Origin of the sequence: Mesorhizobium sp. L2C066B000 (genome assembly GCF_000502335.1) — a bacterium.
GTDB lineage: Bacteria > Pseudomonadota > Alphaproteobacteria > Rhizobiales > Rhizobiaceae > Mesorhizobium.
Genome location: NZ_AYWZ01000004.1, coordinates 365,797 through 388,832, shown reverse-complemented (window position 1 = coordinate 388,832; position 23,036 = coordinate 365,797). Strand labels below are relative to the sequence as shown.

Genomic DNA, 23,036 nt, shown 5'->3' with positions numbered 1-23,036 from the left:
TCGGCCATCATGATGCCATCTCGGCTGCGGAAGATATTGCCGGGTTTGGGATAGACGATGCTCTTTGGGCGAACAGCAGGTGCGATGGGGCGCGCGTGTGCGGCGATAGCCGCGGCACTGCTGCTGTGCCTGTGCACGCTTCTCCCCGCGTGGGCTGAAGAGCCGAAGGCGCTGAAAGGCGTCGCGCTCATCATCGGTCAGTCCGACTACCAGCATGTCGGCAAACTGCCCAATCCGGAAAACGACGCCCGCGCCATCGAGGAGATGTTCGACAAGCTCGGCTTCGAGACGAATGTCGCCACCAATCGCGACACACGCAAATTGCGGCGCGATCTCGAAGGCTTCGTCGACGATGCCGAGGGCGCCGATGTCGCCATCATCTACTATTCCGGCCACGGCATCGAAGCCGGCGGCGAGAATTATCTAGTCCCTGTCGATGCCGATATCTCGGCGCTCGACAATGCCGGCGAAAAGCTGGTGCCGCTGTCGTCCATCGTCGCCGAACTGAAGGCCAAGGTGCCGGTCACCATCGTTCTGCTGGACGCCTGCCGCAACGATCCGTTCCCGCCGGGCACGCTCCTGAAGCTGGCGCCGGGCGACGAAGGCAAGCCGATCGGCGCCGGCGGTCTCGGCGAAACGCGCGGCGTGGTTTCCCTGAAAGGTGGCGCCGAGGCCAAGGACTCGGTCGACGACAGCCTCGGCCAGGTCATCGCCTTTGCCGCCGAGCCCGGCAAGGTTGCGCTGGACGGTCCGGCCGATGGCAACAGCCCCTATGCGGCAGCGATCCTGCGCCACATCGACACGATGGGCGGCGAGGAATTCGGCACCGTTTTGCGCATGATCGGCGAGGAGGTCTATCTCAAGACCAACGGCCAGCAGCGGCCCTGGGTCAATGAGAGCCTGCGCCGGCTGCTCTATTTCGGTACCCCCGCCGAGGCGCCGAAAGGTGATGAGGGCGAAATCCTCAGGGAGCGGCGCCAGCTCCTGCTGACCATCTCGACGCTACCCGAGCCGGAGCGCCGCCAGATCGAAACCATATCGCGTGACGGCAAGGTGCCGATGGATGGGCTCTACGCCATGCTGAAGGCGCTCGGGGTCGACATACCCAAGGATCCGGCTGAGCTCGACAAGCTGCTGCGTGGCCAGACCGAACGGCTGAAACACGTGTTGGCTGAACGCGAGACTTTGAAAAACCCGGACCCCGAAATTGCCAGGCTATCGAAACTCGCCGAACAGGCGGTTCAGGAAGGCGCGCTCGAAGCGGCGCAGAAATTCAACGAGCAGGCCAAGGCCCGCATCGGCGAACTTTCGTCTACGATCGACCAGGCCGAGGCCGAGCTGAAGGCAAAGCGGCTGGAATTCGCAAAGGTCTTCGCCAGCAGTGCCAGGACTTATGAAATCTCCTTCAACTTCAAGGAGGCTGCGCAGGATTACGCCAAGGCCTTCGAGCAAGCTGCCAAATGGAGCGACGAAGATGCGTTCTACTACAAGGCGGCAGAGGCCAACGCTCTGTCGGAACAAGGGGACTTCTCCGGCGACAATGCGTATCTCGCCCAGGCCCTGACAGCCTATGAACAGGCATTGACCTATGTCACCCGCGAAAAGTTGCCGCTGCTTTGGGCGGCCACCCAGAACAATATGGGCGCCACGCTTGCTACTTTGGGCGAACGGGAAGCCGGCCGCGAAAACCTCGACAAGGCAGCTGCCGCCTATGAGCAGGCGCTGACCGTCTATACGCATGACGCCTACCCTGACGACTGGGCATCGACCTATGGCAATCTGGGCACGGTCTACTGGCGGCTCGGCCAGCGCGAGAACGGGACGGCACTGCTTGAACGGGCAGTCGGGGCCTTCCGCTCGGCGCTCGAGGTGCAGTCGTTGAAGAAACTGCCGCTGGAATGGGCGGCGACGCAGAACAATCTCGGCATCGTGCTGTCCGAAATCGGCGACCGCCAGACCACATCGGACAGTTTCCGCGCGGCGATCGAGGCGCATCGTGCGGCATTGACGGAATACAGCAGGGAGCGCGTACCGCTCGACTGGGCGCTGAGCCAGGTCAATCTGGGGGCAGCGCTCTATCGCCTTGGTGAGCGCGAAAAGGATATCGCGACCATGCAGCAGGCGGTTGCTGCCTATCAGGCGGCGACCGGCGAAATGACCAGGGAACGCGCGCCGGCGCAATGGGCGACAATCCAGAATAATCTGAGCACGGCGCTGGAATCGATCGGAACCATTAACGGCGATGTCGCCACGCTTGAGCAGGCGCGCGACGCCGCCCTTGCATCGCTTACGGTTTGGACGCGCGAGCACGCCGCGGCGAGCTGGGCCAACGGCCAGCTGACGCTCGGCAACGCCTTGCAGCGCCTCGGCGCCAAGCAGAAGAACAAGGAACTGCTGCTGCAGGCAGCCACCGCGTACCAGGCCGCTCTGTCCGAATATCCGCGTGAGAAACTGCCGCTCGACTGGGCTTCGCTGCAGCAGAATCTGGGATCGGTCAACGACACGCTCGGCGATCTCGATACGGGGACCGATTACTACATGCAGGCGGTGACCGCGTATCGTCAGGCATGGGAGGTCTATACCGCAACCGCCACGCCGCGCGAGTTCGCTTCGATCGGTTACAGCCTTGCAGGCACGCTGTCGAACTGGGGCGAACGCGCGGGGGACATCTCGACCCTGCGGCAGGCGATCGATGTCTACGGTCAGGTGCTCAGGGTTCGCACCCGCGACAAGGACCCAGCCAATTGGGCCAAGACGGAATTCCGCCTCGGCTGCGCGTTGATGATGTCAGGCAAGCTGGCCTCTGACGATCAACTGCTGCAGCAATCGGTCGACGCGCTGCGGGCGGCGCTCGACGGGCAGACGAAAGGCGGTGATGTCACGGAGATCGGCCAGACGCGGCGCGTGCTCGGCCAGACCCTGTCGATCCTGGGCGACAATACATCCAACCTGGACTTGCTGGCGCAAGCAGCCGACATGCTGGAAGCCGCGCTCCCCGCCTACTCCAAGGACGCCGACCCGGAGGAGTGGGCCAATATCAATTACGACCTCGGCTTTGCCCTCTACAGCCAGGGCCGGATTGGTGGCGACGCCACGTTCTACGCCAAGGCCGTGGAGAGCTTCGAGACGGCAGCGCGGATTTACGACGGTTTTCCCGACCGCATGCAATGGGCGCGCACCAAGGGCGATATCGGCAATGCCTTGCTGATGGCCGCGGACGGCAAGGACGTCGAGTTGCTCACCCGCGCGATTGCCGCCTATGACGCAGCGCTCAGCGTGGTAACGCGCGAGAATGCGCTGGCTGTCTGGGAGAACAATCAGAACAATCTCGCCGGCGGGCTGTCGAGTCTTGGTTACTGGGCGAACGATGTCGGCAAGCTGAAACGAGCCGCTCAGATCTACCGCGACCTCGCCACGGTGCGAACGATCGCCCGCGATCCCGATCTCTGGATCACCAACCAGACCAGTCTCGCGCAGACGCTGAGCATGATCGCGGCCCGCGAGCCTTCGGCTGAATTGTACGAGGAGGCGATTGTCGTCAACCGGGCGCTTGCCGAGCAGCTCGGTCGCGACCGCGATCCCGAACGTTGGGCCAATGCGCGCAACGAGATGGGCTATGCCTTGACCATGGCCGGCCGCGCCGAAAACAATGTCGCGCATTTCGAGGAGGCGGTGTTGGTCCTGCGCGAGGCGATCGTGGTGCAAAAGAAGATCAATTCGGTGCCGGCTGTCGCCTTCACGCAGGACAGCCTGTGCGACGTGCTGGTCGATCTGGGCGCCGCCCACAAGGACAAGGCGATGGCACAGGAAGCGATCGCCGCATGCCAGGACGCGCTCGTCATCTTCCGTGACAAGAAGATGGACGATCTCGCCGCCGGTTCCGAAAAGAACCTCGCCGAGGCACAGGCGTTGCTGGCCGAGTTGCATTAATCCGAGCCCGCGCTCCCGGATGCGGGCGAATGGTGGGCACGCCAGCGTTCACGCTGTTGCGCAAGCAGATGTCACCGGCTCGCCATGGCATGACAGAGATGCGATGTGGCAGTATCGGCTTGTGCGCCGGTCGCCACCCGTCATTCAGGACGACAGGTAATCATATTCCGTTGGAGCGCCAGATGACCCTATTCACCCGCCGCGGGCTTCTGAAAACGGCTGCGGTTGCCGGCGGTGGCGGCGTCGGGCTGGCAGCAATGACCAGGCTCAGCGGTTGGGCAGCTGTCACACCTGAGCCGGTGGTGCTCAAGACGGCAAAGATCCAGGCCAGGTTCATGGATGCGGGCGAGACCCGGGATGTCCTGACGTATGGTGAATCAGGCATGCCGCCTGTACTGCGGATGAAAAAAGGCGAGCCCTTTGCCGCCCGCCTCGCCAACGGCATCGACGATCCGACGACGATCCACTGGCACGGCATTCGCGTTCCAAACAAGATGGACGGCGTCCCCTTCCTGGTTCAGCCCTACGTCTACACCGGCGATCATTTCGACTACGCCTTCACCCCGCCCGACGCCGGCACCTTCTGGTATCACCCGCATTGCAACACGCTGGAGCAGATGGGCCATGGGTTGACCGGCGTGATCGTGGTCGAAAACCCCAACGATCCCAAATTCGACGCCGAGGCAATCGTCAATCTGCGCGACTGGCGCCTGGGCGACGACGCGCAGTTCATCCAGCAATTCCGGCCGCGCGATGCCGCAAAAACCGGAACCTATGGCACGGTGCGCACCGCCAACTGGCTCGACCAGCCGCAATTCGACGCGCCGGCCGGCGGGTTGGTGCGGCTGCGGGTCGCCATCACCGATGTCACCCGCATCTACGCCTTTCGCGTCGAGCGTGGGGAGGCCGCGGTCATCGCGCTGGACGGCAATCCGGTGCCGCAGCGTTTTGCGCCCGATGCTTTGCTGCTCGGACCGGGGCAGCGCATGGAACTCGCGATCCGCATGCCTGACCAGGAGGGCGCGATCGTCAGCCTGGGCGACATCAGAGGCACCAAACCCAAGGTCCTCGCCACCTTGCGCGCCACCGGCAGCTCGCTCAAGCGCGATTTGCGCGACCTCGCACCGCTGGAAGCCAACCCGGTGCCGGAGGTGGATCTCGCCAGCGCGAAACACATCGCGCTCTCGCTCAGCGCCACGGCGGAAAACGTGCCGAGCGACAGCATATGCGGCACGCTAGGCTACTCCTTCTGGGCCATCAACAAGGTACCGTGGCCGGGCGACACGCCGGACCCGACCGCGCCTTTGGCCGAGCTGAAGCTCGGCAAAAGCTATGTCATCGACATAGAGAATTTGACGCCGCAATCGCATCCGATGCATCTGCACGGCATGAGCTTCAAGGTGCTGTCGTCGTCGACACGCCAGGTTCAGCCGGTCATCTCCGACACCTATCTCATGCAGCCCAACGAGAAGGTTCAGCTCGGTTTCGTCGCCGACAATCCCGGCGACTGGCTGCTGCACTGCCACATCATCGAACATCAGAAAACCGGCATGACGAGCTATATCAGGGTGGTTTGACGCCGAGGCGGGTCAATCAGCCTCTACCGGGGTTGGCCTCACCTGCCGGGCCTGTTGCCGGAGAAATTGCCGCCGTCCGCTGGTTTCGTTGGCAAAGCGGGGCCGTTCCCTGCTATTCCCGCCTGCAATCAAGAAGCCGTGGACACGCTTGCATGACCAACGTCGCCCTGACCGGACTGGCCCGCGATCTCGCCAGGCGCGCCGCCGAGGGCCGCCCGGTGCGCATCGGCGTCATCGGCTCCGGCGAAATGGGCACCGACCTGGTCACGCAAGGCATGCTGATGCCCGGTATCGAGATCTGCGCCATCTCGACGCGGCGTCCGCACACGGCGCGCGACGCCATCCGCATCGCCTATGGCGACGAGGCGATGGCGGTCGAGGCCGACATGGGTTCGAAAGTCACCGCGGCGATCGAGGCCGGGAAAATCGCCATCACCTCGAACGAGATGCTGGTCACCAATCCGCTGATCGACGTCGTGATCGACGCCACCGGCAAGCCTGGTGTCGCCGCCGATTTCGACTTGAAGGCGATGGAGCACGGCAAGCACCTGGTGATGATGAATGTCGAGGCCGACGTCACGATCGGCTGCTACCTCAAGCAGCAGGCAGACCGGCTCGGCGTCGTCTATTCGGTCGGCGCCGGCGACGAGCCGTCGAGCTGCATGGAGCTGATCGAGTTTGCCTCCGCGCTCGGCTACACCATCGTCTCGGCTGGCAAGGGCAAGAACAACCCGCTCAACCACGATGCCGTTCCGGATGACTATCGCGAGGAAGCCCTTCGCCGCAACATGAACCCGCGCATGCTGGTCGAGTTCGTCGACGGCTCGAAAACCATGGTCGAGATGTGCGCCATCGCCAACGCCACCGGGCTGGTGCCCGATGTGCCGGGCATGCACGGGCCCAAGGCCGACCGCGACCAGCTGGCCAAGGTGCTGATACCGCGCGCCGATGGCGGCATCCTGTCGAAGAAGGGTGTTGTCGACTACACGATCGGCAAGGGTGTGGCGCCGGGCGTCTTCGTCATCGTCGAGGCGACGCATCCGCGCATCGTCGAGCGCATGGACGATCTGCATATCGGCCACGGCCCCTATTACAGCTTCTTCCGGCCCTACCATCTGACCTCGCTGGAGGTGCCGCTGACGGCAGCGCGTATCATGCTCTACGGCCGCCCCGACATGGTGCCGCTGCCGAAGCCGGTGGCCGAGGTCTGCGCGGTCGCCAAGCGCGATCTCGCCACGGGCGAGACCTTCGATGCCATCGGCGAGACTTGCTACCGCTCCTGGACCATGACCGTCGAAGAGGCGCGCGCCAATCTGGCAGTGCCGGTCGGCCTGCTCGAAGGCGGCAAGGTGCTGAAGCCGGTCAGGAAGGGCGAGCTCATCACCACCGACAACGCCACACCCGACCGCACGACCAGGCTGTTCGCTTTGCGCAAGCTGCAGGATGAGATGCTCTACGGGGGCTGAGATTGCATGACAGGCCAGCCTCTCTGGTTTTGTCATGGCAAGTTCACTATATTGTAGTGGCACCGAACGGAGGCTTCCAGGATGAATCTCCAGATCAGAGACCCGCGCGCCCGTGACCTCGCCCGGCAGCTTGCCGAAAAGCGAAAGATTTCAATGACCGAGGCGGTGATCGAGGCGCTCGAATCCGAGCTTCAGCGCGAACGTGAACGAGTTCCGCTGGCTGAGCGGCTGGCCGCCATATCGAACGATCTGAAGGCCAAGGCGGGAAGCGGCGGCAGGGATTTGACTAAGGATGAGATCGACGAGATGTGGGGACATTCCTGATGTTCATCGACACCTCGGTGGTGATCGCTGTCCTCGCCGGAGAGGAAGACGCCGCCGATTGGAGCCGCCGGATCGGGCAGGCCTCGATACGGATAACATCTCCGCTGGTCGTGCTCGAAGCGGCGATGCGGCTTTCATCGAAGTTGGTGGTGGAGCCGCTCTTCGCCGAAAAGGCGATAGAGGACTTCCTGCGTGAGGCCGAGATCGAGGTGGTTCCGATCGAAATCGGTGATGCCAAGCTCGCGATCCAGGCTTTTTCGAACTATGGCAAACGCCGCGGCCACCCGGCTCAGCTCAATCTCGCTGACTGCCTGTCATATGCCTCGGCAAAAAGCTGTGGGATGCCCTTACTCTACAAAGGGAAAGACTTTTCCCACACCGATCTGGCCTGATCCTACTCCCCCAGTTCCACGATTCGGCCAGCAGCTTCGTCAGCCGCTCCCGCCCAGCAGGCCAAATGCTGCCGCGCTCGCGCCATGGGCTGTTGACCTGGTCGCGCAACACGCCTGATCATTGCGCTCGTGCTGACGACGCAGACCATCGGCTGCCATTGTGTGATCCATTCATACAGTCTGTCTTTTTGATCCGGGTTTTTCAAACGATGCCGAGATGCCAATCTCGATCAGTTGAACCCCCATTGAGGATTGAAATCTTGCAAACCATTTGGACAAGACGCGAGACGATGAAAACCCTTCTGGCAACGGGCATGGTTGCCATGCTTCAGCCTCTGGCTTTTGCAGCCAAGGCCGCCGCCAAGCTGGAATGGACCCATTTTCAGGCTGACGAGAATGGTTTCCGCCGCACGCCGGTGCTGCTGACCGGGGAAAAAGAAGCCATCCTCCTCGACGGCGGATTTACCCTGTCCGATGGCCGTGCGGTCGCGGATGCGATCAAGGCGACGGGCAAGACCCTGACCACGATCTATGTCAGCTGCAGCGACCCTGACTATTATTTTGGCCTGCGTCCCGTCGCGGATGCTTTCCCCGGCGCCAAGATCATCGCGGCCGCTGCGACGGTGGCGGCCATCAAAGCCAATGTGCAAGCCAAGCTGGATGTCTGGGGCCCGCAGCTCAAGGACAATGGACCGAAGGTCCTGGCGGATGTCGTCATTCCCGAGGCATCCGATATCACCTCACTTGAAATCGAAGGAAACAAGATCGAGATCGTCACCGTCGCCGATCTGAAAGACCGGCGGTATCTCTGGGTGCCCAGCCTTGAAGCGGTGTTCGGCGGCGTGCTGATCTCGTCCGGCGTACATGTCTGGGTTGCCGACGAGCCAACCGTAGACGACCGCAAGAAATGGATTGCCGCGCTCAACGAAATCGCGTCCCGCAAACCCAACATCGTGGTGCCGTCCCATCAGGTAGCCGGTGCACCGGACGGTCTGGCGGCCGTGGAATTCACCCGCGCCTACCTCGAAGCTTTCAATAAGGAAGCCGAAAAAGCGAAATCCAGCGTCGAGCTGATTGCAGCGATGAAGCGGCGCTATCCCGATCTTCTGGACGTCTCGTCCCTGGAACTGGGCGCAAAGGTCGCCAAGGGTGAGATGAAGTGGGGCTGATACGGCCCCGCGAGCGTCTGGGCTACTTCCCCAATTCCACCGACCGCAGCCGCGCGGCTTCCACCGCCTCGGTCAGCAGCTTCGTCAGCCGGTCTTCGCCCATCAGCACGGCAAGGGCGGCTGCCGTGGTTCCGTTGGGGCTGGTCACCTGCTGGCGCAGGACGCCGGGCTCCTCGCCGCTTTCGGCAGCGAGTGCAGCAGCGCCATAGACGGTCTGCATGGCAAGCAGCCTGGCGGTCTCGGTCGGCAGCCCGGCCTTCTCGGCTGCAACCGTAAGCGCCTCGATGAAATGGAAGATGTAGGCCGGACCGGACCCCGAAACCGCCGTCACCGCGTCCATCAGGCCTTCGTCGTCGATCGTCGTCACCACACCGCTCGCCGACAGCAGCTCGGCAACGAAACGCCTGATGTCGTCGGTCACCAGCGGGTTGGAATAGACCACCATCATGCCCTTGCCGATCGCGGCCGGCGTGTTGGGCATGCAGCGGATAACAGGCGCGAGATGGCCGAGGATGTGCTCGAAGGTGGCGACCGGCGTGCCCGCGGCGATGCTGACGAAGGTGGTCCTGCCGTCGCCGAAGCGCTTGTAGGCGGCGGTGACGTCGCGGATCACCTGCGGCTTGACGGCGATGACGACGAGGTCGGGCTCTGCGTCGGCGGGGATCCCGTTCGCGTCCGCGGCGACACTGCAACCGAGGTGCTCGGCGCGCTTGCGCAATTCGGCATTGGGCTCGACCACGAACACGGCTTGCGGGGCAAGCTTGCCGGATTTCAGCCAGCCCGCAAGCATGGCGTAACCCATATTGCCGCAACCGGCGAGAACAAGCCTGATCGTCATTGAGAGCCCTCCGAGACAAGGGTTCTCCTTAGACGCTAGCGGGCAGACGGGAAAGCCCCTCAAGGGGTGCTGGATCAGGCCAGCCGGTCAAGGTCGCCGGCGTACCGCGATCGGCCGCAGCGACACTTGCCGCAAGCCAAGCACGCCGAGCACGAAGAACAGCCACACCGGGTCGCCGCGATGGAAGAAGAAGCTTTCCAGGAACGCGTTCAGCGCCGTGAACAGCACCACCATCATGAAGAAGTCACCGAGATAGATGTTCTCCTTGCGCGGCGGGATGCGCATGTAGTCGCGCAGCGGCGCGATCACGAAAGTGTAGACGGCAACGCACAGCGCCGGGATGCCCATCAGCACCGCAATGTCGAGATAGCCGTCATGGCCATGCACGATGGTCCGGATGTCCCAGGCCCGGTCGAAGGGCTGGTCCTGACTGAGCAGCAGCGGCGTGCCCCAGAAACTTTCATAGCCGTAGCCGGTCCAGGGCTTCTTCGCCAGCATCTCGCCGGAGAACTCCCACAGCGTCGTGCGCCCGGTATAGGTGAGGTCGGGGAAATAGGTGGCCGCCAGCTCTTTCACCGGGGGGATGAAGACGATGCCTAAGGTACCGATGGCCGTCGCAATGATCGCCAGTGCAAACAGGATCGGCGTGCCGAACCGCATGCCGATCAGGCCCGGCAGCACGACGATCAGGATCGAGAACGGCACCAGGCCGGCCGTCGTCTTGGAGCCGGTGTGCAGCATGAAGATCATCGCCGCGCCGAAGATCGCCACGCCCCAGAACTTCTGGCCGCGCCGGAAGAGATAGAGGCCGGCGAAGCTGAAGCAGGCCATGATTGGTCCGGCAATGTTCTTGTGGGCGAACACACCACGCCACAGGCCGGCATGTTCGGGCTCCTGCGAATCGGCCGTATGCAGGGCCTCATGCGGAAAGACGATGAGGCCGATATAGGACAGGCCGATAACGACGATCGCGCAGAATATGATGACTTTCGAAAAACTGTCGGCGTCGCGCGGCAGCACCAGGACCGTCGCTATCGTCAGAACGCCAAGCAGCGTGAAGAAGGCCGCGCGCATGGCCGAGGACGGGTCGGTCGCGTTGATGACCGAAAGCATGAAAAAGCCGAGCATCAGGATCCAGGACGGGCTGAGCAGCGAGCGCACCATCTTGGGGTCGGCGAACGTCAGCAGTGAGAAGGTCGAAATGGCGCCGAGCGAACTGAAGCCGAGCTGGTTGACGATGTCGCCGCCGTCGCCGGTCAGTTCCGCGCCTGCCGGCTGAAACGGCCGGAACGATACGATGATGACGGCAAACAACAGCGCGGCAATCGCCGTCGCCACGCCGTCGCGGGTGACGATGCCGCCCAGCAGCAGCTCGTCAGTTCTTCTCAGGCTGCCTGTATTGCTCATTGGCGTATCCGAATTCGGCAAGCACGCGGCCGAGCGAGACATAGACGGGGTAAAGCGCCGTCGACAGCGATCCTGTCCGCGCCAATTTGATTGCGCCGCGCACGGGCGAGGCTATCAGCAGCGCCAGGCTTTTTGCAAACACCTTGGCGCCGGCGAATGGCGTGCCGGCGCGCTTCTTCTTTTCGACCAGCGTCGAGATTACACCGTTGCGTAAGGATCGGGCGCGGATCCAGTCAGCCTCGACGCGCCGGGCCGGAACGCCTTCGCGCACCTTTGCCTCGGCGCACCAGCCAAGCACGAAACCTTTCCGCGCAGACCGGCTGAGAAAGTCGGAATCGCCGCCGCCCATGAAGTTGAACCGCAGGTCGAGGAAGGGCGGTCCCATGGTGGTCAGCACATTGCGCCCGACCAGGAGGTTGCCCGAGGAATAGAGTGCGGCCACGCGCCCGGTCTCGCGATAGGGGGGCGCAAAGACCGGATGCTCGGCCCATTTGGCGTGAGAAGGATCGCTAAACACCGGCACTTGTGGGCCACCGACAATGTCGGCGCCAAGCGTCTCCGCCGTCTTGCACATGCGCTCCAGCCAGTCCGCGTCGGCGATCTCGTCATCGTCGATGACCAGCAGGTGGCGGAAATCCGGAAAATGCAGGATCGCCGTCTGCCAGCCGGCATTGTAGGCACTGCAATTGCCCCGCTCGTGCGCGATGATGACCATGCCTTTCATATCGTCGCGTTCGAACAGCGGCACGGCCGCCTTGGCGCCCTCACTCGCCTCGGCCTCGTTTTCGATGACGATGACGGCGAAGCGCCGGCTGGTTTGCTGTGCCTTGAGCGACGCCAGCGTTTCGAGCAGCAGTTGCGGCCGCTTGAAGGTCGGCAGCGTGACGACGGCTTCCATCGTCTCTGCGGCGAGCCCCGGAGAGCGTCCCGCAATCGATACCGAACCGTCCGATGGCAAAGGGATCATCCGCTCCAGCCGCATGTTTTGAATCTGGCTTTCGATAACACCGCGACGATAACGTTTCGTTAATCACCTTTCGCAGCGGCGCCTGCCGGTCCGCGCCTTTCAGCCGTTGCGTTGCGTGATTTAATCAAGGGTTCACCCAGCTTTGCTAGTGGCTGACGCCTGGATAGGTGAGATGCATCTGCTGTTCGCCACATCGATCGTGCCCGACGGCGCTCTCGCTTCGGGCTATGAGATCGCCAATGCTGCGATCATCGCCGCCTTGCGGCGCGCCGGCGTGCGCGTCACCGTCATCGGCTTCATCTGGCCGGGCAAGGCGCCCAGCGACCCCGAAAACACCTTCGTGCTCGGCGCCGTCGACGTGCGCACGGAAAGCGCCTCGGCGCGGCAGAAGCTCGCCTGGCTTGGCAAGGCGGTGCTGTCAGGGCTCACCTTCGCTTCCGTGAAGCTGCGCGCGGTTTCCGACAGCGAAGTCCGTGCCGCGATCGAGCGCGCCGGTCCCTTCGACGGCTATGTCCTGAATTCGGTGCAGTTCGCCGGCGCCTTTGAAAAACTGTTCGCCGACCGTCCCTCGATTTTCGTCGCCCACAATGTCGAACATGGTTCGGCCAAAGAGAATGCGGCAGCAGCAAACAGTCGCTTCCAGCGCCTGCTGTTTGCCCGCGAGGCCAGGCTGCTCAAGACCATGGAGGAGCGGCTCTGCCGCCGGGCTCGCTTCGTCTTCACGCTGGCCGAGGAAGACCGCGCCGCACTCGGCGTTGCCAGCGACGACCGCTCGGCGGTGCTGCCGCTGGTGACCACTGCCACGGCCCCAAAGCCGGTCAAGCCGCGCCGCATCGATTGCGACGCGGCGCTGATCGGCACCTGGACCTGGCAGCCGAACCGCATCGGCCTCGACTGGTTCCTGGAAAAAGTCGTGCCGCATCTTCGCCGGAGTTTTCGCATCAGGGTCGCCGGCAACATGCCGTCGGATATCACCTCTGCCCATCCCGGTGTCGAATTTGTCGGCCGCGTGCCCGACGCCCAGGATTTCGTGCGCGGCGCCGCCGTCATCCCACTGATCAGCACCGCGGGCAGCGGCGTTCAGCTCAAGACCATCGAAACCTTCGAACTCGGCCTGCCGTCGGTCGCCACCAGCCGTTCGCTGCGCGGCATCGATCATCGCCCGGCAAATTGTTTCATCACCGACGATCCGGCCGCCTTCGCCGGCGCGCTGGAGGCAGCTGCGGCCGATGTCAGGGATGTCGATGGCAGCGCCTTCCATCGCCGGCAGATTAAGGCACTGGATGCCGCCATCAGGCTCGGCCTGGAAAAGCTTGGGCCGGTGGGGAAGGAGGTGTTTGCATGAACATGCACACCGCCCGCGCCGCCTTCGGGCTCGATACGCTGAAGACGATCCTTGGCATTTCGGTCCTTGCCATCGGCTGGGATGACGCGATCGCGCTGCTCACTCGTCTGATCGCCGAGCGGCGCTTCACCAAGGTCAGTTTTCTCAACGCTCACAACGCCAACATCGCCTCTACCGATCCGGTCTTTGCCGAGGCGCTCGACGATTTCCTCATCCTGCCTGACGGCGTTGGCGTCGATCTGGCGGCAAAGCTGCTCTACGGCGCGCCGTTCCCGGACAATCTCAACGGCACTGATCTCATTCCGGCCTTTCTGCAGGCATCGGCGAGGCCGCTGACCGTCGGGTTGCTTGGCGCCACCCGCGCCAACGCCGAGGCGGCGTCGGTCAGGCTAGCCGCTCTGGCGGTGCAGCACGAATTCGTCGTCATCCATGACGGCTATTTCTCCCCCGCCGAAGAGCAGGCGATCGTCGATCGCATCGAGGCATTGCGGCCCGACGTGCTGCTTGTGGCCATGGGCGTGCCGCGCCAGGAATTGTGGATCGCCCGTCATATCGATGCCCGCCACTGCACGCTGCCGATCGCCGTCGGCGCGCTGCTCGATTTTCTCTCCGGCACGGTGCCGCGGGCGCCTCTGTGGATGCGCCAGCTGAGGCTCGAATGGTTGTTCCGTCTGTGCATCGAGCCCGGCCGGCTGTGGCGCCGCTACGTCGTCGGCAATCCGGTGTTCCTGCTGCGTGTCGTCAGGCAGAAATTCTCGCGTCGGCCCGAGCCCGCCGGAGAGTTGCGGTGAACAGCCGCGTCGTGCCGAGCCCTGCAGCCGAGACCGGTGCCCTGCCGCAAACGCCGACGGCGGCGGTGGTGACCGCCAGCTATGCGCCGGATTTCGAACGCTGCCGCCTGTTGTGCGAGACCCTCGACCGCCATGTCTCCGGCGTGGCGCATCATTACATTCTGGTCGAGCACCGCGACGTGGCGCTGTTTCGCCAGTTGGAAAACGACCGCCGCAGCGTTGTCGACGAGCGCGACCTGCTGCCGCGCTGGCTGCGTGTGTTCGACGATCCGATGAGCCTCTTTCGCCGTCGCATCTGGCTCAGTTTCAAGACCCAGCCGCTGCGCGGCTGGCATGTGCAGCAGCTGCGCCGCATCGCCATCGCTGCGCATGCTGGAGAAGACGTGCTGGTCTTCTGCGATTCCGACGTCGCCTTCCTCAAGCCATTCGATCTGAGCGCCTTCTGGCGCGACGGCAAGGTGCGGCTGTTCCGGCGCGACGGCGTGCTGTCGAGCGACGGTCACGACGAGCATCGCATCTGGTCGCGCAATGCGGCCTCGGCGATTGGTATCGATGCATCCGAGGTTTCGAACCACGACTATATTTCGACGCTGATCGCCTGGCGCCGTCAGACCGTGACGGCGATGTGCGCCGAGATCGAGAAGGTGCACGCGCGCGGCTGGGTCGAGGTCATCGCTTCAGTGCGCCGGTCCTCCGAATGCATGATCTATGGCCGCTATGTCGACGATGTGCTGGGGGGCGCCGGCCATTTCCACGGCTCGGAGGAATTCTGCCGCGTGCATTGGACCGGGGAGGCGCTGTCGGATGACGAATTCCGCAGCTTCGTCGCCGCTATGGCACCGGGGCAGGTGGCGATCGGCATGCAATCCTTCATCGGCACCGATATCGGCCGCATCCGCCGCCTGATCGGATTGGCTTAGATTGCCTTGGCGGGCTTGCGCAGCGCCGAATAGGTCAGCAGCGCCGAGGCGAGATAGAGCAGCAGGAAGACGACATTGAGCGATACGACAAGCCTGGGCGTGTCGGCAATCGTGGTCAGCACATAGGTCAACAGCACCGCCTTCAGCCCCGCCAGCAGGCCGAGGTTGAGCGCCCTGAGCGCGGTCTGGCCGCGCGCGAACAGCAGCTCGGCCTGGTATTCGACCAGGTTGCGCAGTCCCGGCACGCCGATTGCCAATGCCACCAAGGGCGCCGCCTCGGCGACATTCCGGCCAAGTGCATTGGGGAAGAAATGCAGCACGATGCCGAGTGCGGCCAGTGCCAATGTCGACACCAGGAACACGCCGGCTTCGATACCGCTCTTGACCCGCAGTCGCGACAACAGCTCCGGCGCCCGCATCATCCTCTGCACCAGCATCATCGAGAAGGTGCGGATCGGTATTGCCGTCAGGTCGACCAGCCGCATGATGATGGCATAGATGCCGGCCAGATGCGGCCCGCCGATCGCCAGGACGAGCAGCTTGTCGAATTCCGACTGCAGGTAGAACAGCACTTCGGCGCCGGCAACATAGATCGAATCGGCAAGCCGCCTGAGATAGAGCTCGGTGCGCAGCCTCAGCCGCTGGCGTGGATAATAGAAGCCGAAGGCCAGCAGCAGCGAGGCGGCGTTGGCGCCGATGTAGAACAATGACCAGATCCAGACGCTGTGCTGCCCCGACAGCATGAACAGCACGGCGCCCAGCGCACGGAACGCCGTGGTCACGATCGACAGCACCGCGGCGCGGCCGAATTTGCCGAGCCCGTTGTTGACGATCAGCACCACCTCGACCGGCCGCCACAAAAGCGCTTCGGCAAAGACGATTGCGGCAAAGACGGCCAGAGGCACGGTGCTGGCGAAGAAGATCAGGTAGACGCCCCAGGAGGCCGCCGCCAGCGGTGGTAAGGACACGGCGCCAAGCAAAAGGAAGCCGGCGGTGAAGGTGCCGATCAGATTGGGGCGGATGGTGGCTGTGCGGTAAAGCGCCGAGATGAAGCCGAAAGCGAGGATGCGCGACAGCATGACGCCGGCCGCCGAGGCGGTGGCGAACATGCCGAACTCGGCAATCGACAGCGTGTTGGCAAGTGCGATGAAATAGGCAAGCGAGAACACCAGCCGCCCGCCGGCGCCGCTGATGGCTGAAAGATAGTCGCGAACCAGCCCCCGTCTTTCGGCAAGGAAGGTGCCGATGCGGGCGAGTGTCCGCCTTTGCGGTATGTCGCTGGCCTGCGTCATATCGAGGAAAGCCGTAAGCCGCAAAGCTTAACGTGCGGTTCTGACGCCATTTTACAGATCCCGGCAATGCGTGGCGAAGCGAGAAACTTTCACTTGCAGACTTCGGAAATTAACCTTTTGTTTCCCATGCCTGTTTAGCGTGACTTAACGATTGGCCGACCGCCGCTCCCGCACCGTCGAAGGTAAAGTTTCGAGACAATGGTCGACAGGGAAAACCGTGAAGACTGGAGGCGCGAGCGCTCCCTCCTGGCGCTCGGCAAAGCCGTGCGCGGCGATGAGGCGGCGGATGCGTCGGCGGTCTCGATCGGTGACCGGGTGGATCCGTCATGGCGCGAGGATGCCGCCACGCGTCACCGCATAGCCCGCTCGCAACGCGAGGCGCGGTCGAATCCGGCGCCAACGTCACCGCCCGAGCCGCCGCAGTTCCAGGCCGACGGCGAACCCGTTTCGACCGCCAGCGCGCGTGAGGAGCCTGTTTCCGGCCGGCGTCAGCAGCACGCCGCCTATGAGCCCCGCTCTTTCCACGAGCAGCGACCGGACCGCGACGACGATGACGGGCAGGAATGGAAACCGCTGATCGATCCGCTCCAGGTCGTCCGCGGCATTAGTCGTTCCAAGTTGCTGATCGTCTCGACGACGATATTGGGCACGGTGCTCGGCGTCGCCGTCGCCGTTTCGACACCGAAGAAATACGAAGCCACCACACAGATGGTCATCGAGCCAGGCGACCTGAAGCTTTCCGACAACGATCTCACCCAACCGGTCGGGCAGCCCGATGCGGCGCTGGCTGTTGTCGAAACCCGCATCAAGATGGTGACATCCGGCAAGGTCCTCGACAAGGTCGTGGCCGATCTCAATCTCGTCGACGATCCGGAATTCAACGGACAGGGCTCTGGCGGCCTTGGCGTCCTGTCGCTCATTCGCTCGATACTGTCGCGCCAGGATGGCCCTGGCGGCGCCGGTGAAGTGCGCCGCCATGCGCTGGCGGTCGGCAATCTGGCCAAGAGCCTGTCGGTTGAGCGCAGCGGCAAGAGCTTTGTCGTTTCCATCAGCGCCACCACTCAAAGCGCCGACAAATCGGCGAAGATAGCCAATACGACGAGGGACGTTTTCCAGCAGGAGGCGGCGCAATACCAGTTCGGGATGGCCGGGCGCGCGACGGACCAGCTGACGGCCAAGCTCGATGACCTGCGCAAGGATGTCGAGACAGCGGAGCGCAAGGTCGAGGATTTCAGGGCCACGCATGATCTCGTCGACGCGCAGGGCCATCTGATCAGCGACGACCAGATGCTGAAGCTCAACGAGCAGCTCTCAGTCACCCGGGCCCGCACGCTGGAACTCAATGCCCGGGCGGCGTCGGCGCGTTCGCTGGACGTCAATTCGGTCATCAACGGCACCTTGCCGGAAGAAATCAATTCCAACACGATGAGCGAACTGCGCGCGCAATATGCAGTTTTGAAGCAGGAGGCCGACCGCGCCGCCGTGCGTCTGGGACCGCGTCATCCCGAATACCAGGCGCTCAACGCCCAGCTCGACGGCTCGCGCGAGCGCATCGCAGGCGAACTGCGCCGCATCGCCTCGTCGCTGCAGGTCGATTTGAAGCGCTCGGTTCAGCTTGAGCAGGATCTCGCTTCCCGCCTGGCTCAGGCAAAGGTCCAGAGCGGCGACGTCAACAGCGATCTGGTCAGCCTGCGCGAACTGGAGCGTGACGCCACGGCCAAACGCTCCGTCTACGAACAGTACCTTCTGCGCGCCAAGGAGACCGGCGAACAGCAAAACATCAACACCACCAACATCAATCTGATGACCCCCGCGCAACCGCCGCTCGAACCCAACGGACCGTCGCGGGCTGTAATAGCGATGGCCGGCCTGCTGCTCGGGCTTGCTTCGGGCATCGGTGTCGGCGCCATGCGCGGCGCCTTTGCCAGCCTGCGCGGCGCTGCCAATTCGCGTTCGCGCGGCAGAATGGACGAGCGCCCCCCTCCGGTCGAGGACAAGGTCTATCGCGCGCCGCTGCCTGTGGCGCCGCCACCGGCAGCACCTCCGGTGTTGCCGACCGCGGCCGCTCCCGCCCGGAGCCCAGGTCTGTTCGACGGACTGTTCTCGGCGGTGCGCAAAGCCGCGCCGGGTAGCGGGACGTCAGGCGAACCCGTCGAGACCTACCGCGCCCAACCAGCCGCCGAATATACAAGGCCGGTGCAGGAGCCTGTGGGCTATCGCCAGCCGGACTTCCGGAACGAGGTTCCGCACGCCAATTCCCCTGCGCAGCAGCCTGGCTACGCGCAGCCTCGTCAGCCGGCTGACTATGCCTATTCGCAGGCTCAGCCGATGCCCGCGGCGTCCGGGCCGTGGTCTTCTCCGCAGCCCGCTGGGGCGGCGCCGGAAGACCAGCAGGCGCAAATCGACGATATCCGCGCCAGCCTGCGCGAATTTCGCGAAGCGGTGCGCGAACTCACCGAAAGCCGTTCGCACCGCCGCTATTTCTGAGCAATTCCAGGAAAAGTGTGAAACGGTTTTCCCGGGAAAAGCGCGTAGCGCGCTTTCCCTTGGGAATTGCGTCAAAACAAGAAATAGAGCGGTTCAGCCTTTCCGTGAAAGGATGAGTCGCTCTGAGCCCGTCAGCACAGAATAAAAGCTGCCGGTTTCGAGTTTACGGCATGTGACGGCGCTTTGACGGGATTGCTTAGGCCAAATTTCGTGACAATGCCGCGCAGCATGGCGCCCAAAAAACGCTGCCGTCGGGCTTTACCCGAATGGGCGGAACGTTTGGAACAACGACATGCACGAAGCAACGTTCAAGGCGCGCGCCGCGCCTTGGCTGGAATGATGTCGAGGATGGTTCATGGCCGAAGTGATTGACGGAAAGATCGTCGCCGCAGACGTGGTTCAGAAGGTCAAGGCCTTGACCGAGGACCTGGTCGCCAAGGGAAAGGCCCAGCCCGGCTTGGCGGTGGTCATCGTCGGCGAGGATCCGGCAAGCCAGGTCTATGTCGCGTCGAAGTCGCGCACCGCCAAGGAATGCGGCTTTCATTCGCTGCAGCACACACTGCCGGCCGACACGTCCGAAGCGGCACTGCTGAAGATCATCGGCGAACTCAACGCCGATCCGGCCATCAACGGCATTCTGGTGCAGCTGCCGCTTCCCGCCCATATCGATGCCGGCAAGATCATCCAGGCCATCGCGCCACAAAAGGATGTCGACGGCTTTCATTTCATCAATGTCGGCAAGCTCGGCACCGGCGAACTCGAAACAGCCTTCGTGCCCTGCACGCCGGCTGGCTCCATGCTTTTGATCGAACGCGTGCGCGGCAAGGATCTTTCCGGCCTCAACGCGGTCGTCGTCGGCCGCTCCAACATCGTCGGCAAGCCGATGGCAAATCTGTTGCTTGCCGCCAACTGCACCGTCACCATTGCCCACAGCCGCACCAAGGATCTGCCGGCGCTGGCCCGCACAGCCGACATTCTGGTTGCCGCCGTCGGCCGGCCCGAAATGATCAAGGGCGACTGGGTCAAACCCGGCGCCACCGTGATCGATGTCGGGATCAACCGCATTGCCGCACCCGAGAAAGGCGAAGGCAAAACCCGCCTCGTCGGCGATGTAGCCTATGCCGAAGCGGCCAAGGCCGCCGGCGCCATCACCCCCGTGCCCGGCGGTGTCGGACCGATGACCATTGCCATGCTGATGGCCAATACGTTAGCCTCAGCCTACCTTGCGGCCGGCTTGAAGCGGCCTTCCTTCTGACCCAGAAAGCAGCTTCTTTGCCGAACCTTACCATTCCCTCTGAACGGCCGGTCGTGGATGATCCCGTTCAAGGGGGCCGGCAATTCGCGTTCCTGCTGGTCGACAAGTTTTCGATGTTTTCGTTGGCAGCGGCGATCGATACCTTCCGCTCGGCCAACCGCCTGCTCGGCCGCGATTTCTATGGCTGGACGACGGTCTCGGCCGACGGCGATCCCGTCATGGCCTCCAACGGCCTGCCGCTCAAGATCGACTATGCCGTCGCCGATTTGCCGCCGGTCGATATCCTGTTCGTGTCGGTGGGCCTGTCGGTCGAGTTCCCCGGCAAGAGCAAGGTGCTGGCGGCGCTGCGCAGCTGGGGCCGGCGCGGCAATGCGCTGGGCGCGCTGTCGGTGGGCTCTTACCTCCTGGCCGAAGCCGGTCAGCTCGAAGGTTATCGCTGCACCATCCATTGGGAAAACCGCGCCGGCTTCGTCGAGCGCTTTCCCGACATCAATTGCACCGGCAACGTCTTCGAGATCGACCGCAAGCGCTACACATGCGCCGGCGGCACCACCTCGATCGACCTGATGCTGGAGATCGTGCGTGGCGACTTCGGCTCGAACCTCGCCAACGGCGTTGCCAACCAGTTCCAGCATGAGCGCATCCGCTCCGCCGGCGACCGCCAGCGCGTCGGGCCGGAGCGCGACCTGACCGGCAAGTCGGAGAAGCTAAGGCGCATCGTCGAACTGATGGCCGACCATCTCGACGAGCCGCTATCAGCCGTGCAGCTTGCCAAATCGGCGGGCCTGTCGGTGCGCCAGGTCGAGCGCTTGTTCCTGCGCCATTTGAGCGTCACGCCCGGTCGTTACTACATGCGGCTCAGGCTTGAGCGGGCGCGCGAACTGCTGCGCCAGACCAACATGCCGATCCTCGACGTGGCCATTGCCACCGGCTTTACCTCGCACTCCTATTTCGCGCAGAGCTATCGGCTGCAGTTCGGCCGTCCGCCTTCCGAAGAGCGGCGCACCACGTACTGACGCGGTGCTGAGCCGGCCTCGGAACAGGCCTCGGCCGGCGCCGATCCTGTTACACGGCAACCGTTCGTAACCCGCTCCGGGGCTTGTGCCCGGACGCGCCGTCAAATAGCTTCCGGCGCGGATCAGAGGGCGGTCTCAAGGAGATTTCCATGGCGGGACTTTTGCGGAGCGTCGCTGCGGCGCTGCTCCTTTTGTCGATGACTTCGCTCGGCTTTGCCGCCAACAAGGTCATCATCATTCTTGACGCTTCGGGCTCGATGTGGGCCCAGATCGACGGCAAGCCGAAGCTCGAGATCGCGCGCGAATCGCTGAGGACCGTGCTGCAGTCGGTCCCGGGCGACGACGAGATCGGCTTCATGGCCTATGGCCACCGCGAAAAGGGCAGCTGCGACGACATCGAACTGATCGTGCCGCCGCAAGCCGGCTCGGCTAGCGCCATTTCGGCCGCTGCCGACAGCCTGAAATTCCTCGGCAAGACGCCGCTGACCGCAGCCGTCAAGCAGGCGGCCGAAGCTCTGAAATACACCGAGGACAAGGCGACCGTGGTCCTCATCACCGATGGGCTTGAAACCTGCGAAGGTGACCCGTGCGCGCTGGGCAAGGAACTGGAGGCCTCAGGCGTCGATTTCACAGTCGACGTCGTCGGCTTCGGCCTGACCGCTGACGAGGGCAAGCAGATCGCCTGCCTTGCCGACAACACCGGCGGCAAATATATCCAGGCCTCGGACGAGAAGGCGCTGCAGGAAGCACTGGTCGAAACCGTCGCCGCGCCGGCTCCGGCACCTGAACCCGCACCGGCGCCAGCCCCAGCTCCAGCCCCTGAACCGGCAAAGCCCGAATTCAATTTCATCCCGAGCGTGGTCATGGCCGAAGGCGGCGATCCGATCACCGACGGCAATGCCTGGGAGGTCTACAAGGCCAAGGCCGATGGCACGCACGGCGAGGCCGTCACCACCCAGTACAACAACTACGAGGCCAATCTCGAGCCGGGCGACTATGTCGTCGTCGCGCGCGCCGACGAAGCTCGGGCGGAACAGAAGGTCAAGATCGAGGCGGGCCAGGTCTACAAGCCGCTCTTCACCTTGAACGCCGGCACCATGCTCATCCATCCGAAGCCAAGCCAGGGCGCCGAGATCAGTGACGAAGCCGATGTCGACTTCGCCTTCCCGGGCGGCAGCACCACCCACTATGGCGACACCAGGATCATCGTGCCGGCTGGTGAGCAGAAGGTGACGGTTGCGATCGGCAGCGGCTCGGTGACCGAGAACATCCAGCTCGCCGCCGGGCAGACTGTGGAAAAAGACATAGTCGTCGGCGTCGGCCATGCCGCCGTCAACGCCTACTACACTGCAGGTGGCGACAAGGCCGACTCCTCGGGCATCAGCGTCCAGATCGTCAAGGCCAAGAAAAAGATCGACGGCTCGCGTGACGATGTCGCCCACTCCTATGGGCCCGACAGCAAATTCTGGCTGCCGCCGGACGATTATGTCGCGGTCACCTCGCTTGAGCTCGCAACCGTCGAGCAGCCTTTCAGCGTCAAGGTTGGCGACGTCAAGGACGTCAAGGTGACGCTCGATGCCGGCGTGCTGGTGATGTCGGCGCCGGGCGCCTATTCGATCGAGGTGCTGTCGTCGAAGAAGGATATCCAGGGCAACCGCAAGGCGCTCGGCCTGAACTATGGCGACACCTGGCAGCAGACTATCCCGGCCGGCGACTATGTCGTCCTCCGCCACATGCCCGATCAAGGCCATGACAAGGAAATGCCGGTGACGGTCAAGGCCGGCGAACGGAGCGAGATTACGGTTCAGCCGTAATCGCCATCCATCCCTCACCAAAGGGCGGCCTCAAACCGAGCTCGAG

The 23,036-nt window shown here is 63.6% G+C and carries 17 protein-coding genes; 13 read left to right on the top strand and 4 right to left on the bottom strand.

The annotated features are described in order from the left end of the window. The first annotated feature begins 84 nt into the window (after positions 1-84). From X733_RS0134645 to X733_RS152145, 6 genes are all read left to right on the top strand, one after another. Positions 85-3,930 carry a caspase family protein gene (locus X733_RS0134645; RefSeq protein ID WP_023818685.1) on the top strand — a complete coding sequence of 1,282 codons (3,846 nt, stop codon included), beginning with the start codon at positions 85-87 and terminating at the stop codon, positions 3,928-3,930. Positions 3,931-4,112: 182 nt separating this feature from the next. Beyond that, a complete protein-coding gene (locus X733_RS152125; RefSeq protein ID WP_023818684.1) occupies positions 4,113-5,507 on the top strand; it encodes a multicopper oxidase family protein in 1,395 nt (464 codons plus the stop codon). Between the two features lie 152 nt (positions 5,508-5,659). After that, a complete protein-coding gene (locus X733_RS152130) occupies positions 5,660-6,973 on the top strand; it encodes an NAD(P)H-dependent oxidoreductase (RefSeq protein ID WP_023818683.1) in 1,314 nt (437 codons plus the stop codon). 81 nt (positions 6,974-7,054) lie between these two features. Next, positions 7,055-7,297, top strand: a complete 243-nt coding sequence (locus tag X733_RS152135) for a type II toxin-antitoxin system VapB family antitoxin (protein ID WP_023669292.1) — start codon at positions 7,055-7,057, stop codon at positions 7,295-7,297. Beyond that, entirely contained in the window at positions 7,297-7,689 is a 393-nt protein-coding gene (locus X733_RS152140; protein ID WP_023738240.1) for a type II toxin-antitoxin system VapC family toxin, read from the top strand. The genes X733_RS152135 and X733_RS152140 overlap by 1 nt, the downstream gene beginning before the upstream one ends. 269 nt (positions 7,690-7,958) lie before the next feature. Next, positions 7,959-8,858 (top strand): MBL fold metallo-hydrolase, encoded by a 900-nt coding sequence (locus X733_RS152145; protein WP_023818682.1) that lies wholly within the window; start codon positions 7,959-7,961, stop codon positions 8,856-8,858. Positions 8,859-8,880: 22 nt separating this feature from the next. Here X733_RS152145 and proC read toward each other — a convergent pair whose 3' ends face one another. From proC to X733_RS152160, 3 genes are all read right to left on the bottom strand, one after another. Further along, a complete protein-coding gene (gene proC, locus X733_RS152150; protein ID WP_023669294.1) occupies positions 8,881-9,696 on the bottom strand; it encodes a pyrroline-5-carboxylate reductase in 816 nt (271 codons plus the stop codon). An 87-nt stretch (positions 9,697-9,783) separates the two neighbouring features. Beyond that, entirely contained in the window at positions 9,784-11,103 is a 1,320-nt protein-coding gene (locus X733_RS152155; protein ID WP_023818681.1) for an O-antigen ligase, read from the bottom strand. Further along, positions 11,072-12,070, bottom strand: a complete 999-nt coding sequence (locus X733_RS152160) for a glycosyltransferase (protein ID WP_023818680.1) — start codon at positions 12,068-12,070, stop codon at positions 11,072-11,074. The genes X733_RS152155 and X733_RS152160 overlap by 32 nt, the downstream gene beginning before the upstream one ends. Positions 12,071-12,242: 172 nt before the next feature. Here X733_RS152160 and X733_RS152165 point away from each other — a divergent pair, with 172 nt between their 5' ends. From X733_RS152165 to X733_RS152175, 3 genes are read left to right on the top strand one after another with little or no spacing between them, the layout of a single operon-like run. Next, a complete protein-coding gene (locus tag X733_RS152165; RefSeq protein WP_023818679.1) occupies positions 12,243-13,415 on the top strand; it encodes a glycosyltransferase family 4 protein in 1,173 nt (390 codons plus the stop codon). Then, positions 13,412-14,206, top strand: a complete 795-nt coding sequence (locus X733_RS152170) for a WecB/TagA/CpsF family glycosyltransferase (RefSeq protein WP_023715617.1) — start codon at positions 13,412-13,414, stop codon at positions 14,204-14,206. The genes X733_RS152165 and X733_RS152170 overlap by 4 nt, the downstream gene beginning before the upstream one ends. After that, positions 14,203-15,126: a DUF6492 family protein gene (locus X733_RS152175; protein ID WP_023818678.1), complete on the top strand. Its 924-nt coding sequence runs from the start codon at positions 14,203-14,205 to the stop codon at positions 15,124-15,126. The genes X733_RS152170 and X733_RS152175 overlap by 4 nt, the downstream gene beginning before the upstream one ends. Here the strand turns inward: X733_RS152175 and X733_RS152180 are convergent. Continuing rightward, on the bottom strand, positions 15,123-16,418 hold the full coding sequence (locus X733_RS152180; protein ID WP_023818677.1) for a lipopolysaccharide biosynthesis protein: 1,296 nt from the start codon (positions 16,416-16,418) through the stop codon (positions 15,123-15,125). The two genes, X733_RS152175 and X733_RS152180, sit on opposite strands and share 4 nt — an antisense overlap. Positions 16,419-16,616: 198 nt before the next feature. Here X733_RS152180 and X733_RS152185 point away from each other — a divergent pair, with 198 nt between their 5' ends. The 4 genes from X733_RS152185 to X733_RS152200 all read left to right on the top strand — a co-directional run bounded on the left by X733_RS152185 (position 16,617) and on the right by X733_RS152200 (position 22,990). Further along, a complete protein-coding gene (locus X733_RS152185; RefSeq protein ID WP_023818676.1) occupies positions 16,617-18,905 on the top strand; it encodes a GumC family protein in 2,289 nt (762 codons plus the stop codon). 355 nt (positions 18,906-19,260) lie between these two features. Beyond that, positions 19,261-20,160 (top strand): bifunctional methylenetetrahydrofolate dehydrogenase/methenyltetrahydrofolate cyclohydrolase FolD, encoded by a 900-nt coding sequence (folD, locus tag X733_RS152190; RefSeq protein ID WP_023669302.1) that lies wholly within the window; start codon positions 19,261-19,263, stop codon positions 20,158-20,160. A 17-nt stretch (positions 20,161-20,177) separates the two neighbouring features. Next, on the top strand, positions 20,178-21,176 hold the full coding sequence (locus X733_RS152195; protein WP_032888631.1) for a GlxA family transcriptional regulator: 999 nt from the start codon (positions 20,178-20,180) through the stop codon (positions 21,174-21,176). A gap of 149 nt (positions 21,177-21,325) precedes the next feature. Beyond that, a complete protein-coding gene (locus X733_RS152200) occupies positions 21,326-22,990 on the top strand; it encodes a VWA domain-containing protein (RefSeq protein ID WP_023697312.1) in 1,665 nt (554 codons plus the stop codon). Positions 22,991-23,036 lie beyond the last annotated feature (46 nt).